The sequence below is a fragment of the uncultured Moraxella sp. genome, assembly GCF_945873075.1.
Taxonomy (GTDB): domain Bacteria; phylum Pseudomonadota; class Gammaproteobacteria; order Pseudomonadales; family Moraxellaceae; genus Moraxella.
The window spans coordinates 1-16,273 of sequence record NZ_CAMCBS010000029.1; the positions used below are offsets into that span (position 1 = coordinate 1).

Consider the following 16,273-nt stretch of genomic DNA (forward strand, 5'->3'; position numbering starts at 1 on the left):
AATATCCCCAAACCATCTACCGATATTCCATTTTTGAATTTTAAATTTTGACAGCTAAGCCTTAACATTGTGCAATCCATTTCTTATCATCAATAACCAAATTAGCCAAACGCCAAAGGAAAATTATCATGTATCAATACAGCTATGCCGACCAAAAATTGGTTGATGAGCGTGTCGCCCAGTTCCGTGACCAGACCCAGCGTTTTTTGGCAGGTGAGTTGCCAGAAGAGCAGTTTTTGCCATTACGCCTACAAAACGGTCTGTATGTACAGCGTCATGCACCAATGCTACGCATTGCCATTCCTTATGGCTTGATGTCAAGCAATCAGATGCGTACTTTGGCAGAGATTGCCCGTGATTATGACCGTGGCTATGGGCATTTTACCACCCGTACCAATCTACAGCTGAACTGGGTGAAGCTAGAAGAAGTGCCTGATATTCTTGCCAAGCTTGCCGCCAATCAGATGCACGCCATTCAGACATCGGGCAACTGTATTCGTAACACCACGACCGACCCGTATTCAGGCATTCATGCTGATGAGATTGCCGACCCGCGCCCGTATTGCGAGATTATCCGTCAGTGGAGTACTTTTCATCCTGAGTTTGCCTTTTTGCCACGCAAATTCAAGATTGCTGTCATCGGTACTAAGGCTGACCGTGCGGCGACACAGGTGCATGACATCGGTCTGCATTTGGTTGAGCGTGATGGTGAGCTTGGCTTTGAAGTGCTTGTTGGTGGCGGCTTGGGTCGTACGCCGATTATTGGCAAGGTGATTAATGAATTTTTGCCACGCCGTCATCTGCTGTCATATCTGGATGCGATTTTGCGTGTGTATAACTTAGAAGGCCGCCGTGATAATAAATACAAGGCACGTATCAAAATTTTGGTCGAAAGTCTTGGCAAAGATGTCTTTGCCCAAAAAGTCGATGAAGAATGGCAAACGCTCAAAGATGGTGATTTGACCCTGACCGATGCGCATTTTGAAAAGGCGCAAAGCTATTTTACCGAGCCAAATTATGAGCAAATCGACGCATTGTCAGCCCAAGAAGTACTACAAGGTTATCTATCTGATGAAGCGTTCAAAAACTGGTATGAGCATAACACCGTCGCTCATAAGGTCAATGGCTATCGTGCGGTGGTGATTTCGCTAAAAGCCGGCGTGGTTGATGGCGAGTATGTGCCAGCGGGTGATGTGACTGATGCGCAGATGTTTGCGCTTGCTGACTTGGCAGATGAATACAGTCTTGGCGAGATTCGTGCCACTCATCACCAAAACTTGGTGCTTGGCGATGTCAAAATCAGCGACCTATATGCACTATGGCAAAAGCTCGTTGCACTCAACCTAGCTCGTGCCAATATCGGCACGCTGACGGATATGATTGTCTGCCCGGGCTTTGATTATTGTGCTTTGGCGAATGCCACTACGCACAACATCGCCGAGTCTATCGAAAAGCAGTTTACCGACCTTGATTATCTGTATGATTTGGGTGATATTCGCCTGAATATGTCAGGCTGTATGAATGCCTGTGCACACCACCATGTCGGTGATATCGGTATCCTAGGCGTGGACAAAAAAGGCGAACACTGGTATCAAATCAGCCTAGGCGGCAACTCAGGCGAAAATGCCAAACTTGGCCAAATCCTAGGTCGTGCGGTCGCTGCTGATGAAGTGGCACAAACGATTGCCACCATCGTCGATGTCTATAAAAATGAGCGTATCGAGAGCGATGAGCATATCGAGACCTTTGCTCAAGCGGTGGAACGACTAGGCTTAGCACCATTTAAGGCGGCGGTATATAGCTGATTTTGCTTGGGTGTGATTGCCTGGTGATTAAACAGTTTGCCTAAGTTTATTGTAAGATTATTACAATTTTTTTAATAATTTATCCAATGATAAGCTTGCGGCAAACTGTAATATATCAAAACGATTATTTAAAAAATTTAACTATTATCAAGGAATAATCATGAGCTTAACCAAAGTATATAGTGATGCTCGCACCGAGAGTATCGCTATCAGCGAAGAAGAATTGGCTGCGGCGCTGACAGCAGATACCACCCCTGATGAGATTGACTCAGCGGTAGCAGATACACCAAGCTCGCTACTATTTAATTTGGCGGATTTTAAAGATGGTCGTGTGTTTAGCTTGATTCGCCATGCACGCCATAAGGGCTACACAGGTGAAATCATCATCGCAGGCGAGTTCGCCTTGGATCAGGCGAATTATTTTGTCAAATCAGGGGCAACTGCTTTTGTGGTTGCTGATGAAAAAGTCGCTACACTGACCAAGACCCTAAGCGATCTTGCCACAGGCTATAATGGCGAGTCGGTCAATCGTCTGCCATTGTTTAGTTAATTTTCACCAATAAAAAGCGAGCTTGTATGAATACTTTGCCATTGTTTTTTAATCTAAATAATAAAACTGTACTGATTGTCGGTGGCGGTGATGTCGCCCACCGCAAAGCGGTATTGATGGCAAAGGCACAAGCACGCATGGTGGTCATTGCCAAGAATTTTGATGAAGATTTTATTAATTTTCTAAATAAAATTGGCGCAACTTATCACCAAAAAAACTATGAGCCAAGCGATTTGGACACTTATCAGCCTGCCATCGTCATCGGCGCGACCGATGATCATGCGGCGAATGTCGCTCTGCATGGCGACTGTCAGGCTCGTGGCATTTCTGTGAATATCGTCGATACGCCTGAATTGTGCGATTTTATTTTCCCTGCCATCGTCGATCGTGATCCTGTGGTGATTGGCGTGTCTAGTAATGGCAAAGCGCCTGTGCTGGCTCGATTAATCCGTGCCAAGATTGAAAGTAGCTTGCCAAGCAGCATCGGTAAGCTTGCTGCCAAAGCGGGTGAGTTTCGTGCTAAGGTCAAAGATGCCTTGCCGACCATCACCGAGCGACGCTATTTTTGGGAATCGGTATTTGAGCGAGCATTGGCAGATCGTCAGATTGCACCACTGGATGATGAGCTGCATAGCTTTATTGATCAAGGCAAACAAGGCGGTGAAGTCTATATCGTCGGCGCAGGCGCAGGCGATCCTGATTTATTGACCTTTAAGGCACTTAGACTGATGCAACAGGCTGATGTCGTGCTGTATGATGCATTGGTATCGCCTGAGATTCTTGAGCTGTGCCGCCGTGATAGTCAAAAAATCTTTGTCGGCAAAAAACGCGCCGATCACGCCAAAACCCAAGAACAAATCAATGAACTCATTGTCCAATACGCTAAGGCAGGGCATCGAGTGCTACGCCTAAAAGGTGGCGATCCGTTTGTCTTTGGGCGTGGCGGTGAAGAGATGCTGGCGTGCCAAGCCTCGGGCGTGCCTTATCAGGTGGTCAGTGGCATCACAGCAGCGCTGGCAGCAGGTAGCTGTGCAGGCATTCCGCTGACACATCGTGGCGTTGCGACATCGGTGCGATTTTTGACAGGTTGTTATCAGACCAATGATGCCTTTGATGGGTTAAAAAGTGCGTATCAGCCGGATGAGACTTTGGTATTTTATATGGGCTTGCACGCACTGCCTAAGATTGTCGATAGCCTTGTGGTATCAGGCTTGCCAAGTGATTTGCCGATTGCCATCGTGTCCAATGCTAGCCTACCAACCCAAGCGGTCTTGACAGGTACGCTTAGCGATATCGTCGCCAAACAGCAGGCAGATGGGGTGAGTGCGCCTGCCATCATCATCGTTGGCAAGGTGGTTGAGCTATACCAACCCCAAAAGCCGATTTAAAAAACCAACTGGTCGGTTTTGATTTATTTTCTAAATGAGAATGAATTGTAAAATTTCGTATTCTACCGTAAATCAAGCATATGCAATCGCTGAAATTTTGCTATAATAAGTGGCATTTTTCACAAGATTATGGTTTGGGTCATTCATGCCAAATAAGTTTTTAGTTTCTAAAGCTCGTCATGAGCGTGGGGCAACAGGTCAGATTTTGGCGCTGTTTATGCTGGCACTGATTTTCGCATCGCTCGTCGTGGCGGTGATTGGGTTTAAATTTGGTTTTCGCCAAGGGGTATCTGATGCTGCCGAGAATATGCCACAAGTGGCAGCGGTGAGTGCTGATACTCAAGCGCTTAGCCAAGAGAATGCTCAGCTTAAGCAAGATGCTGCCACCGCTCGACAAGAGCGTGATATCAGCATGGCGAACCTTGAGCGCCTGCGTGGCGAATACGAAGACCTAAAAACCACCAATCTACAGCTAGAGCAAGTCAATGAACTGCTCAAAGCATCTGTGGCAGAGCAAGGCGGTGTGGCACTCAACATCATCGCATCAGAGATTATCTCGCTACCGCAGAACACTTTTGAATACCGCTTTGATGTGGCGATGATTGATGTATCAGGCAAGGCAGTGAAGATGATTCCTAAGCTGACTTTGCTAAACGCCACCAGCATGGTTGAGATTCCGCTTGAGCCATCAAGCTATGACATCAAAGGCGTGGCGAATATTCGTGGTCGCTTTATCATGCCCGAAGGCTTTGAGCCAAAGCAGATGAAGCTTGAGCTGATGGCAGGTACTCAAAAAGTCCAACAGCTTTACAACTGGCAAATTGGCAAAATCATTACCGATGCGCCTGCGTCACTTGCCGAAATGCCAAACGCAAGCAATCGACCAATTCAAAAGTCTGAATAATCAGCATTTGGTCTGCATTGCCATAAGTGAGATGTCATCATCGCCGCTTATGGCATTTTTTATTGGCTGATTTTTTGATACACTATGAGTTCAATGATTGTGTGGATATGATAATGAACAAGATTTTTGCCAGTGGTGATGAACACAGCCAAAGCGATATTTCTGTTGGTGTGATTACCCAAACCAAGCCCATGACCGCACGCCCGCAGATGTATGCGGTGGTGATGCACAATGATAATTACACGACGATGGAGTTCGTGGTGTTTGTGTTGGTTGAGATTTTTGAGCATGATATGGATGAAGCCTATCGCTTGATGATGCAAATTCATGAGACAGGGCGTGCGGTGGTGGCGATATTGCCATTTGACATCGCCGAGATGAAAGTTGATGAAGTCAATGAGCTTGCCGAGCAAGAAGAATATCCGCTATTGACCACGATTGAGAAATTATAATAAGAGAAATTATTAATTATGTTTAATCAAGATTTTTTGGCAATTCAAGAATTTATGCATGAATATGCCAAACGACAAGGGCATCAGTTTGTGACCGTTGAGCATCTATTGCTTGGACTATTAAAAGACGAAAACTGCGTGCAGATTCTTGAAGCTTGCGAAGCGGATACAGGGGCTATTTTGACAGCGCTCAAGGACTATCTGCGTGATTATATCCCCAAGCGTGACGGCGCCGATCCTATGCCGACCAAGAGCCTGACCCGTGTTATGCAGCGGGCGATTTGGCAGGTGCAATCAAGCCAATCAGGCGAAGAAGTCGCACCGACTGATTTGTTGGTGGCGATTTTTAAGGAAGATGAAAGCTTTGCCAATGAGCTGTTGCAGTCATCGGGCGTGGATATCCTAAGCGTGATGCGGGAGATTTCGGTACAAAGCCGTGCTAAGATGGTGGATTATGCCCTAAAAGGTGATGGCGATACCGTCGATGGCAAACGACGCACAAGTGCAAAAGAAAACCCGCTTGATGCTTATACGATTAATTTGAACGAACAAGCCAAGCTTGGCAAAACCGATCCACTAATCGGGCGTGCTGATGAGATTGAGCGTACAGCGCAGATACTGTGCCGCCGCCGCAAGAATAATCCCTTGCTTGTTGGTGATCCGGGTGTGGGTAAGACAGCGATTGCCGAAGGCTTGGCGTGGCTGATTGTCCATAACAAAGCACCCAAGCCACTGGCGAATGCGACCATTTACAGCCTAGATATGGGTGCGCTGATCGCAGGGACGAAGTTTCGTGGTGAGTTCGAAGCTCGCATGAAAGCACTTCTAGATGAGCTAAAACAGCTGCCTGATGCCATCTTATTCATTGATGAGATTCATATGGTCATCGGTGCAGGCAGTTCGATGGATGGTAGTATGGATGTGTCCAATCTGATTAAGCCCGCCCTTGCCAAAGGCGAGATGCGCTGTATCGGCTCGACGACTTTTGTGGAATATCGGCAGATTTTTGAAAAAGATCACGCCTTGTCACGCCGTTTCCAAAAAATCGACATCAAAGAGCCATCCATCCTTGATGCTATTGACATCATTCGTGGGCTAAAAGGCTATTATGAAAGCTTTCATCAGGTGACTTATACCGATGATGCCATCGAGACGGCAGTGCGACTGTCTGACAAGCACATTCATGAGCGATTTTTGCCTGACAAAGCAATCGATGTCATCGATGAAGCGGGGGCATACCTAAAGCTACACGCACAAGCAGACAGCACCGACCTTGCGGATAATACCAATCAGCAAGCTGCAGCAGCTGATGAGAATGCACCAAAGCCAGTGGTTGATACGGCATTGATTGAGCGTATTATTGCCAAAATCGCTCGCATTCCACCAAAGTCTGTCTCATCTGATGATAAGCATATCCTAAAAAATCTAAAAGCCAATCTAAAGCAAGTGGTCTTTGGCCAAGATGAAGCGGTGGATGTGCTGACCGATGCGATTTTGCTCGCTCGCTCTGGGCTGACCAATCCTGATAAGCCAATCGGTTCGTTCTTGTTCGCAGGGCCGACAGGCGTGGGCAAGACCGAAATCAGTAAACAGCTTGCCAAGATGCTTGGCGTTGAGCTGATTCGCTTTGATATGAGCGAGTACATGGAAGCACATACGGCATCTCGTCTGATTGGTGCGCCACCGGGCTATGTCGGCTATGATCAAGGTGGGCTTTTGACCGAAAAAATCAATCAGTATCCGCACTGTGTGCTGCTACTCGATGAGCTAGAAAAAGCACATAGCGATGTGTTCAATCTACTGCTACAGGTGATGGATCATGGCACACTGACGGATAATAATGGGCGTTCGGTGTCGTTTAAGCAGGTGATTTTGGTGATGACGACCAATGTCGGCGCAGATGCGATTAGCAAAAATTCGATGGGCTTTACCGAGCAAAGTCACCATACGGACAACACTGCCGCCATCAATCGCACCTTTAGCCCCGAGTTTCGCAATCGATTGGACGCCATTGTCAATTTTGCACCATTATCCCGTGCGGTCATCGATGGTGTGGTGGATAAGTTCATCACTGAGCTTAGCCAGCTACTACTTGCCAAAAATATCATTCTAAAAGTCGATGATGCGGTGCGTAGCCATCTTGCTGATAAGGGCTATGATCGCTTGATGGGTGCTCGTCCGATGGCACGACTGATACAAGATAAACTCAAAAAGCCACTATCGCAGATGATACTGTTTGGTGAGCTGACCGATGGTGGGACAGTGACAGCAGTGATGCAGGGGGATGAAGTGGGATTTGAAGTTGCTTGTGCTTAAGCTGTCTATTGTTCGTACCACCAAAAAGATGATAATAAAGACGATAAAAAATCAGCCGCTCATATGAACGGCTGATTTATTTGGCTAACAGATTAACCTTGAAACTTCTGCAAAGCTGCTACACGATCATCAAGTGTCGGGTGCGAGCGGAATAGATTCGCCATGCTAAAGCCTTGCGATTGACCTGATGAGATCGCAAAGGCTTTCATCGCTTCAGGCATCTGGTCAGGACGAGCTTCGGAAGGGCGTAGGGCGTTTAGCGCGCTGATCATCTTATCACGACCTGCTAGGCGAGCACCCATCTCATCGGCACGATATTCACGCAGGCGAGAGAACCACATCACGATCGCAGATGCTAGGATGCCAAGCAGGATATCCATCACCATGCTGGTGATAAAATAAGCAATGCCAGGGCTGTCGCTTTCGTTTTTGAAAATCGCACGATCCACAAAGTTACCAATAATACGAGCAAAGAACATCACAAAGGCGTTCACCACCCCTTGAATCAGCGCAAGCGTTACCATGTCACCATTGGCAACGTGACCAATCTCATGCGCAAGCACGGCTTCGACTTCATCAGGTGTCATGGTGTGAATCAGACCGGTTGAGACGGCGACTAGCGAGCTGTTTTTGCTCCAACCGGTGGCAAAGGCGTTCGGCTGTGTTGAATCAAAAATCCCCACTTCAGGCATTTTAATGCCTACCGCTTGTGCTTGGCGGGCAACGGTATCGACAAGCCATTGTTCAGTGCCATTTTGTGGCGTTTCAATCACGACAGTGCCGGTAGATTTTTTTGCCATCCATTTTGACAAAAATAGCGAGATGATAGAGCCGCCCATACCCCACACAAGACACATGACCATCAGTGAGATTAGATTCAGATTGCCACCTGAATGGACGCCGCCCAAGCCAAACACGGCTGAAATCACCGTAAAGGCGATACCGCAGACAAGTAATACCGCTAGGTTGGTTAATAAGAATAAACCAATTCGCATCATGAGAATGATTTCCTTTTAAAATGAATTTAAGTCAGTTATTTTGATTATTATAAGGATATTCGGACAAAATAAAAGGCAAAATTCAGAGAAATATCTAAATTTTGCCTTAAAATACAAAAAACTGACAAAGTTTATTGTAATTGCAATATCACCACGATATCAGTCAAATAATCGACTTAGTTTGAATTGTTTGAACCAAGAACTTGACTGGTGTGCGAGATGGTGGTGCTCGCTGGTGGTGTATTCATCGCAAGTGTCGTACGAGTACCATTGAAACCTTGGTATAGGCTAGCATCTAAGCTATAAATATTGTTATAGCGTTCATTGACCTTTTGCACATAGTTGCGAGTTTCACGAAATGGTGGGATGCCACCGTGCTTACGCACATTGCCAGGACCAGCATTATAAGCGGCAATGACATGGTTTGGGTTGCTGAACATGCCTTGTAGATAAGCTAGGTATTTGGTGCCGCCGTCGATGTTTTCGGCAGGGTCGTAGGCATTATATACACCCATATCACGAGCAGTACCTGGCATCAGCTGCATCAAGCCCATTGCACCAACAGGTGAACGAGCACTTGGGTCAAAGGTTGATTCGGTGTGAATAATTGCCTTGACTAAAGCAGGATCGACGCCATAGCGTGCTGATGACTGACGAATCAAATCATCAAAAGAATCACGGCTATAACCATATGAACTGTATGATGAGTAGCCGCTGTCCCAGTTTGATGAGCCAAATGCAGAGTAGTTTGAAGAGTAGTTTGATTGATTACTTGATGTATATGAGTTATTTACTAATGCAGAAGTTGCGTAGCTTGTCGTCTGTGACTGGCTTAGTGTGGCTTTTTGGGTGAATTTAGCCGTGCTTGCGCTAGGCTGAATGCTCACTGTGACCCCGCCAGCTGGCTGGATGGTGGTCGTGATTTCAGCGTGAGCCGCTAGGCTGCACAAAGCAGCGGTTAGGGTGGTTAGAGTAAGTTTGGTTGTAAGGATTTTCATGGTTTAATTGTGTGATTAAAAATTTGATAGGCATTGTATAGCATAAAATCGGCGATGGCTAGCAAAAAATATTCACTGATTACAAAACTTTACAATTAGGCAAGATTAGATTTAGCTTATAAATAGACGAGTAAAAAGTTGCGCCCAAGCTTGATAAATTAAGCAATAAAGTGGTTAAAAATACACCATTTTATAGGATTTTCCGATAATTATCTGATACCGTAAATCGTATCTGAATTTTTCAAGCGACCAAATTGTAACAAAATATGTTTTACCACTTTACAAAAAAGCCCAAATTGGTATTTGGGCAGTTTGACTAATTGGGTCAATAAAACGGGTGCTATTGGATAAACAACTCCATCACCGCTTTTGAACCAACAAAGCCAATGGCGAGCAGCGCAAAGCCATAGATGGCAAAATTCGCAGCACGCTTACCCCGCCAGCCGTAGCGATAATGCCCGGCAATCAACGCACCATATAATAGCCAGCTTAATACACTAAACACCATCTTATGCGCAATGTGCTGTGTCATGATGTCATAAGTCGCCCCAAAGCCTAAGCCGAGCGCAATGCTCAAAATCACAAAGCCCATCAAAATCATATCAAATAATAGGCTCTCCATACTCTGCAAGGACGGCAGGCGAGACACCCAAAATCTGTGAATGGTCTTGTGCTTAAGCTCTCGGATTTGTAGGCGTAATAGCAAGCCCTGCACCGCCGCCATCAATAGCACACAATAAGCAGCAAAAGACAGTAGGATATGCACTTGTAGCCCAATGCCAAGCTGTTCAATTGGCTCATAAGTGGCGTCACCAATATAGCCAAGACTGATGCCAATCAAGGCGCTTGGCACTGCCAAAATCCCAAGACTCAAAATCGGACGATACAGCCCAAACAGCACATAAAACAGCAAGAAAAATAAGCCAGTGAGATTGAGCGTATTGAATAAATTAAAATTTAGCCCATCGGCAGTGATGATTTGTGGGTATAATAAGCAGCCATGCAAAACAAGCCCAATCCCCAGTGCGCCAAGCAGTGCGCCTTTTGAAATTGCGCTTTGCTTGACCAAGGCATTTGCCAAATATAGACTGCTTGCGGTATAAATCAGCACCACACTCAAAAAAATCAACAGCACAAAAACCCCTTTATTGTTATACCATCAACACATCAAGCCTGCTTATGCTGCGTGATTGACACGCAAAAATACAGCAAAAATAGTCAATATTGATGGGATTCGTGCAATTAAATTGGAATATTTGCCTAATTTAGCATAAAATAGCAGTTATTTGTAGCAATAGTTTTGGCAAGCATTCATCTTGGTGTGTTTGTCCCTTTTATAATGACGGATTTGATATGTTTGATACCTTAACAGAACGACTTTCTGGCAGTTTGCGTAATATCGCAGGCACTGGTCAATTAACCGAAGATAACATCAAAGATACCCTGCGTGAAGTGCGTATGGCACTGCTTGAAGCGGATGTGGCATTGCCTGTGGCACGAGATTTTGTCGCCAAGGTCAAAGAGCAGGCGCTCGGTCAAGATGTCCTAAAAGAGCTTGCACCGGGTCAAGCCTTTGTCAAAATCGTCTATGATGAGCTGACTGAGATGATGGGCTCGGCGAACCAATCGCTTGAGATGACGGGCAAGCCACCGATGGTCTATCTGCTGGCGGGTCTGCAAGGTGCGGGTAAGACGACCACAGCAGGTAAGCTTGCGAAGTTTTTGCAAGAAAAACAAGGCAAAAAAGTGATGCTCGTGTCAGCCGACGTGTATCGTCCTGCAGCGATTAAGCAGCTTGAGCAAGTGGCAGGGCAAGTCAAAGCAAGCTTTGTACCATCATCGGTGGATGAAAAGCCGATTGATATCGCTCGCCGTGCGATCAATGAAGCTAAGTTACAGTACCAAGACATCCTAATCATCGACACCGCAGGTCGCTTGCACATCGATGATGAGATGATGGATGAAATCAAAGAGCTGACCGCAGCGGTCAATCCAGTAGAGACGCTGTTCGTCGTCGATGCGATGACTGGTCAAGATGCTGCCAATACTGCCAAAGCGTTCAATGATGCACTGCCATTGACTGGTGTGATTTTGACCAAGACTGATGGCGATGCCCGTGGTGGTGCGGCACTGTCGGTGCGTGCGATTACAGGTAAGCCGATTAAGTTTTTGGGTCGTGGCGAAAAACTAGAAGCACTTGAGCTATTCCACCCTGAGCGTATCGCACAGCGTATTCTTGGCATGGGTGATGTGCTGAGTTTGGTCGAAGAAGTCGAAGCAAAAATCGACCGCGAAAAAGCCGAACAAATGGCGAAAAAGATGCAAAAGGGTGGTGAATTTGACCTTGAAGATCTTTTGACCCAGTTCCAACAAATGAAAAATCTAGGCGGTATGGCAGGTTTTCTAGATAAGATGCCAGGCTTAGGCGGTGCGGATATCCAAAAAGCAATGGCAGAAGCCAAGCCAGAAGAAAAGGTCAAAGAAATGGAAGCATTGATTCATTCGATGACACCATTTGAACGCCAAAATCCAGACAAAATCACCCCAAGCCGTAAGCGTCGTATCGCTGCAGGTTCGGGCAAACAAATCCAAGATGTCAATCGCCTGCTCAAGCAACACAAGCAGATGGCAAAAATGATGAAAATGATCAGCCGTCCTGATGGCATTGGCAAGATGATGAAAGCGGTGCAGGGCTTGACCCGTGGGATGTCGGGCGGTGGCCCATTGTTTGGCAATAAAGGTGGTAATGCCGAAGGTGCGCCAAGTATGGCAGAGATGCAAAAATCAATGCAGGATTTGGGGCTAAATCCAAACGATATGCCAAGCATGGAAGAAATGCAGAAAAAAATGCAAGAAATGGGCGGTCAGCTACCACCGCAGTTCAAAAAACGCTTCTGATGTACTCATGGTATCACGACACCCAAGCTGTCATGGCTTGGGTCTTAACTTTGTCGGTAAAGAGCTTTTTAAAAGGTGAGATATGGCAATCTTGATGGCGTTTGATACGGTGTTTGAGCAGTGCTCGGTGGCAATCGTGCAAGATGACACGGTGCTCTACCACAAGACTATCGCAGGCAATCGTGGGCAGACTGAGATTATCCTTGAGATGGTGGATAATGCTTTGTCGCAGACAGGTCTGTCATTAGCACAGATAGACTGTCTTGCGTTCAATCGTGGGCCGGGCGCGTTTAGCGGTATTCGTATCAATACAGCGGTGGTGCAGGCGTTGTCGGTGGCTGGCGATACGCCGTGCGTGGGTATATCAAGCTTGGCGACGCTTGCCGATACCGCTTGCCAAAACGAAACTTTTGCTGATAATACTGTGCTATCGGCAGTGATGGATGCACGCCAAAACCAAGTCTATCAGGGGCGATTTGTCATCAAACATGGCGCATTGAGTACTGATGCAGATGGCAAGGTTATCGGCGATGAAAGCTTGCTTGATTATGATAGTCCGTTAATTGCCGATGTCATCGTCGGTGATGGTGCATCGCTTGTACAGCATAATCATGCCAAAATAGTGCAAGCACATCCGACGGCGGTGGATATCGCACGGCTTGGCATGATGGCGTATCAACAAGGGCAGGCGGTGAGCGCTGAGCGTGCATTGCCTGTGTATCTGCGTGATAATGCGTGGAAAACGCTTGCCGAGCAGGGCAAGGCATAGGCTATAAGTTCCAAACTATAGGGCTTGGCTTAAGCCTAATTTCAGATTTGTGGTGTACAATACGCCATCTTTTTATTTTTCTTAGGTTGTACTATGGATATTTTGCTGATTATCAAAGCCGTCATCATGGGTATTGTTGAAGGTATTGCAGAATTTTTACCCATTTCAAGCACTGGCTATTTGATTTTGTCAGCGGATTTGATGAATTTTTTGACCGGTGAATTTCGCAATCTGTTCATCGTCTTTATTCAGCTTGGGGCGATTTTGGCGGTCATTTATGACTACTGGGGCAGACTGTGGAATTCATTCATGGGGCTATTGACCGGCAGGGCAGAAGGGCTTGCCAAGCCACGCCAGCTGGGGCTTGCTTTGATTGTGGCGACCATTCCTGTGATGGTGATGGGCTTTTTGTTTGCTGATGTGATTACCCAAGTACTGTTTCATCCGTTGGTGGTGGCGACCATGCTGATTATCGGTGCACTACTTATCATCTACGCTGAGAAAAATCCCCGCAAAATCATCGCCGATGAAGCTGAACACATCAGCTTTAAGACCGCACTGTACATCGGCCTGTGCCAGTGCCTAGCGCTTATTCCGGGCACGAGCCGTTCGGGGGCGACCATCATCGGTGCGCTACTGCTTGGTACATCACGCAAGGCGGCGACTGAGTTTTCGTTCTTTTTGGGCATTCCTGTCATTGTGGGTGCGGCACTGCTTGATTTGGTCAAGCACAAAGATGCACTACAAACAAGTAGCGACTGGATGATTTTGGGCATTGGCACAGTGGTGTCGTTCATCGTGGCGCTGCTGTGTATCCGCTTGATGGTGGGCTGGGTGTCCAAAAAAGACTTTATGATTTTTGCATGGCTGCGTATCATCACAGGCGTGGTGGTGTTGATTGCGTTTTTTGGCTTTGGTTATCAAATTCAAGGCTAATCCAAATTTTATTGTAGAAATTCGCTAAATAAGGAGTGTGTGATGCTGATTTTTGGTGTGGATGCCAATCAAGTAGCCCCTGTCCAATCACTCATCAGCACGCACGCTTTGCCGATCGAGTTATCATTTTATACATTAACTAAGATTAATAATAAATATCTTGGCTTTGGGCTAGATGAGTATCAAGCACAGCAGGCGCTACTGCTTGAAAAAGATAAATTATTACTGATACAAAGACAAGGTAATGACATCATCAAAGTTAGCCCCGATTGGACAGCACAGACCCGCCGTGTGGTATCAGCAGGGCGTAAGTCTGAGCTGATTTTGCAGGCGTGTAAGCTGACAGCAGGGATGACGGTGATTGATGGCACAGCAGGATTTGGGCATGACAGCTTAATACTTGCAAGCACTGGCGCAAGTGTCATCATGCTTGAGAGCAATCCTATCATGGCACTGTTATTATTGTCAGAATATGCCTATATGCAGGATAATCCAAATTGGCAAGCTCTTTTATCACGGCTATCCATCCGCCATGCTGATGTGCGTGATTGCAGCGATGGTGCTGATGTCGTCTATCTTGACCCGATGTTCCCAAAGGGTAGCTACGATGCCAAGGTCAATAAACATATGCAAGCCCTGCACAGTTTTGTCGCACCGCCTAGCCTTGATGATGAATATCAGCTTTTAAGCCATGCTAAATCATTGATAGGGCAGACCGATGGGCGAGTGGTGGTGAAGCGACCGCTTAGTGCACCTTATTTAGCTGGCAAAACCCCCATCCAATCATGGCAAAACGACGCTATCCGATTTGACAGATATTAATCAGTGTATGCATAATCTGTATTTAGATAAAATTACAATCATTAATCCATCATGAAAAACCATCACGCCCACGCACCGATGACCTTTGGTCAAAAAACTTTTGCATGGCTACAGCTGACCCGATTTGACAAACCTGTCGGCACGGAGCTACTGCTGTACCCGACACTGTGGGCGGTGCTATTGGCGTACTGGGGCATGGGGCAGACACCAAGCGCCAAAGTGGTGCTGATTTTTACGCTTGGGGCGGTATTGATGCGTGCAGCTGGCTGTGCGATTAATGACTTTGCCGATCGTAAGGTGGATGGACAGGTCAAGCGCACCAATACCCGTCCGCTTGCCGATGGGCGACTATCTGCCAAGACAGCGGCAGCAACTTTTGTGGGGCTGTCATTGTTATCAGCGTGTCTGCTGTTTTTCTTGCCTGTGGCGGTGTTTTATTGGTCGCTTGGGGCGGTGGCACTGGCGTTTGTGTATCCATTTATGAAGCGATACACCAATTTGCCACAGGTGGTGCTGGCAGCGGCATTTGGCTGGGCGATACCGATGGCGTTCGTCGCTGTGCAGGGGTGGACTGATGTGTGGACTTGGGTGCTGTTCGTGGCTTATATGTGCTGGACGGTGGCGTATGATACACAGTATGCGATGTGCGACCGTGATGATGATGTGAAAATCGGGGTCAAATCCACGGCGATTTTATTTGGTCGCTATGATGTGGCGATTATTAGCCTGTTGCAAGTGGTTTTTGTGGTGCTGATGAGTGTGGCGGTTTGGCATTATTTTGCTGATGTGCTTGGGTGGTTTGTGCTTGTTGGCGTGCTGCCTGTGGTGGCGATGTTTGGTTATCAATATCATCTGATTAAAGACCGAGAACGCTTGGCGTGCTTTGCGGCATTTCGTCATAATGCGTGGGTAGGGCGGTATGTGTTTGTTTGGGTGCTTGTATTGTGTTTGGCTGAGTGGATATGGGGTTAAACCTTGTAAGTTTGGATTATTGATTTGACAAGTGCACCGATGCCAATGTCTATTCTCAGGTTAATGGCTATCTTGGTGAAATTGAACTTGCCAATCGCGTTGTAAACGAAGGTTATATTGTTCTAAAATGGGGTGATAAGGTGGGTAGGAACGGTAGTGATATTATTTCTATCGACCCAAGAACCAATACGGTTGTACTTTGGGACAATAAGTATCGTAGTGGCACTAACGAAAAATTGGAGCTGTCTTCGACTTTTGACAATGAAGCATTAACTGAAAAAGGTAATCTTAGCGGTGCTTGGGACGGTGCAAGACAAGAAGTGATTGATGCTATCGTAGCAAGCACAGACCCTAAAATTCAAGCAATAAGCGATAAGCTTGTTGCAGATCTCCTACAGGGCAATGTTGAGACTGTACCGGTCAACTATTTTCAAACAACCCCTAAGAGGGTTTTGTTAAAAAACT

The 16,273-nt window shown here is 46.5% G+C and carries 15 protein-coding genes; 12 read left to right on the forward strand and 3 right to left on the reverse strand.

The features are described 5' to 3' along the window. Window positions 1-128: 128 nt before the first annotated feature. The 6 genes from Q0N89_RS08600 to clpA all read left to right on the forward strand — a co-directional run bounded on the left by Q0N89_RS08600 (window position 129) and on the right by clpA (window position 7,415). Entirely contained in the window at window positions 129-1,805 is a 1,677-nt protein-coding gene (locus tag Q0N89_RS08600; RefSeq protein ID WP_294035409.1) for a nitrite/sulfite reductase, read from the forward strand. 160 nt (window positions 1,806-1,965) lie between these two features. After that, window positions 1,966-2,355: a DUF934 domain-containing protein gene (locus Q0N89_RS08605; RefSeq protein ID WP_294035411.1), complete on the forward strand. Its 390-nt coding sequence runs from the start codon at window positions 1,966-1,968 to the stop codon at window positions 2,353-2,355. A 26-nt stretch (window positions 2,356-2,381) separates the two neighbouring features. Continuing rightward, on the forward strand, window positions 2,382-3,743 hold the full coding sequence (gene cysG / locus Q0N89_RS08610) for a siroheme synthase CysG (RefSeq protein WP_294035413.1): 1,362 nt from the start codon (window positions 2,382-2,384) through the stop codon (window positions 3,741-3,743). A gap of 145 nt (window positions 3,744-3,888) precedes the next feature. Further along, window positions 3,889-4,647, forward strand: a complete 759-nt coding sequence (locus Q0N89_RS08615; protein ID WP_078253524.1) for a hypothetical protein — start codon at window positions 3,889-3,891, stop codon at window positions 4,645-4,647. 113 nt (window positions 4,648-4,760) lie between these two features. After that, window positions 4,761-5,099, forward strand: a complete 339-nt coding sequence (locus tag Q0N89_RS08620; RefSeq protein ID WP_228143735.1) for an ATP-dependent Clp protease adaptor ClpS — start codon at window positions 4,761-4,763, stop codon at window positions 5,097-5,099. A gap of 18 nt (window positions 5,100-5,117) precedes the next feature. Then, window positions 5,118-7,415 carry an ATP-dependent Clp protease ATP-binding subunit ClpA gene (clpA, locus tag Q0N89_RS08625; RefSeq protein ID WP_367178562.1) on the forward strand — a complete coding sequence of 766 codons (2,298 nt, stop codon included), beginning with the start codon at window positions 5,118-5,120 and terminating at the stop codon, window positions 7,413-7,415. A 92-nt stretch (window positions 7,416-7,507) separates the two neighbouring features. Here the strand turns inward: clpA and htpX are convergent, their stop codons facing one another. The 3 genes from htpX to Q0N89_RS08640 all read right to left on the reverse strand — a co-directional run bounded on the left by htpX (window position 7,508) and on the right by Q0N89_RS08640 (window position 10,546). After that, window positions 7,508-8,413, reverse strand: coding sequence for a protease HtpX (htpX, locus tag Q0N89_RS08630; RefSeq protein WP_294035418.1), 906 nt, complete (start codon window positions 8,411-8,413; stop codon window positions 7,508-7,510). Window positions 8,414-8,589: 176 nt separating this feature from the next. Next, a complete protein-coding gene (locus tag Q0N89_RS08635; RefSeq protein WP_294035420.1) occupies window positions 8,590-9,411 on the reverse strand; it encodes a lytic transglycosylase domain-containing protein in 822 nt (273 codons plus the stop codon). Between the two features lie 340 nt (window positions 9,412-9,751). Next, window positions 9,752-10,546 carry an inner membrane protein YpjD gene (locus Q0N89_RS08640; RefSeq protein ID WP_294035422.1) on the reverse strand — a complete coding sequence of 265 codons (795 nt, stop codon included), beginning with the start codon at window positions 10,544-10,546 and terminating at the stop codon, window positions 9,752-9,754. A 218-nt stretch (window positions 10,547-10,764) separates the two neighbouring features. Between Q0N89_RS08640 and ffh the strand changes: the two genes are divergently transcribed. The 6 genes from ffh to Q0N89_RS08670 all read left to right on the forward strand — a co-directional run. After that, window positions 10,765-12,309: a signal recognition particle protein gene (gene ffh / locus Q0N89_RS08645; protein WP_294035424.1), complete on the forward strand. Its 1,545-nt coding sequence runs from the start codon at window positions 10,765-10,767 to the stop codon at window positions 12,307-12,309. An 82-nt stretch (window positions 12,310-12,391) separates the two neighbouring features. Next, window positions 12,392-13,078 carry a tRNA (adenosine(37)-N6)-threonylcarbamoyltransferase complex dimerization subunit type 1 TsaB gene (gene tsaB / locus Q0N89_RS08650; RefSeq protein WP_294035426.1) on the forward strand — a complete coding sequence of 229 codons (687 nt, stop codon included), beginning with the start codon at window positions 12,392-12,394 and terminating at the stop codon, window positions 13,076-13,078. A 93-nt stretch (window positions 13,079-13,171) separates the two neighbouring features. Further along, complete coding sequence (locus tag Q0N89_RS08655; RefSeq protein WP_294035428.1) at window positions 13,172-14,014, forward strand: undecaprenyl-diphosphate phosphatase; 843 nt, start codon at window positions 13,172-13,174, stop codon at window positions 14,012-14,014. A gap of 42 nt (window positions 14,015-14,056) precedes the next feature. Next, window positions 14,057-14,836, forward strand: a complete 780-nt coding sequence (locus tag Q0N89_RS08660) for a class I SAM-dependent methyltransferase (RefSeq protein WP_294035431.1) — start codon at window positions 14,057-14,059, stop codon at window positions 14,834-14,836. Window positions 14,837-14,887: 51 nt separating this feature from the next. Continuing rightward, the gene (gene ubiA / locus Q0N89_RS08665; RefSeq protein WP_294035433.1) at window positions 14,888-15,808 is read left to right on the forward strand and encodes a 4-hydroxybenzoate octaprenyltransferase; all 921 of its coding nucleotides are present in this window, start codon (window positions 14,888-14,890) and stop codon (window positions 15,806-15,808) included. 140 nt (window positions 15,809-15,948) lie between these two features. After that, window positions 15,949-16,273 (forward strand): hypothetical protein (locus Q0N89_RS08670; protein WP_294035435.1); only part of this gene is annotated, 325 nt, incomplete at its 3' end.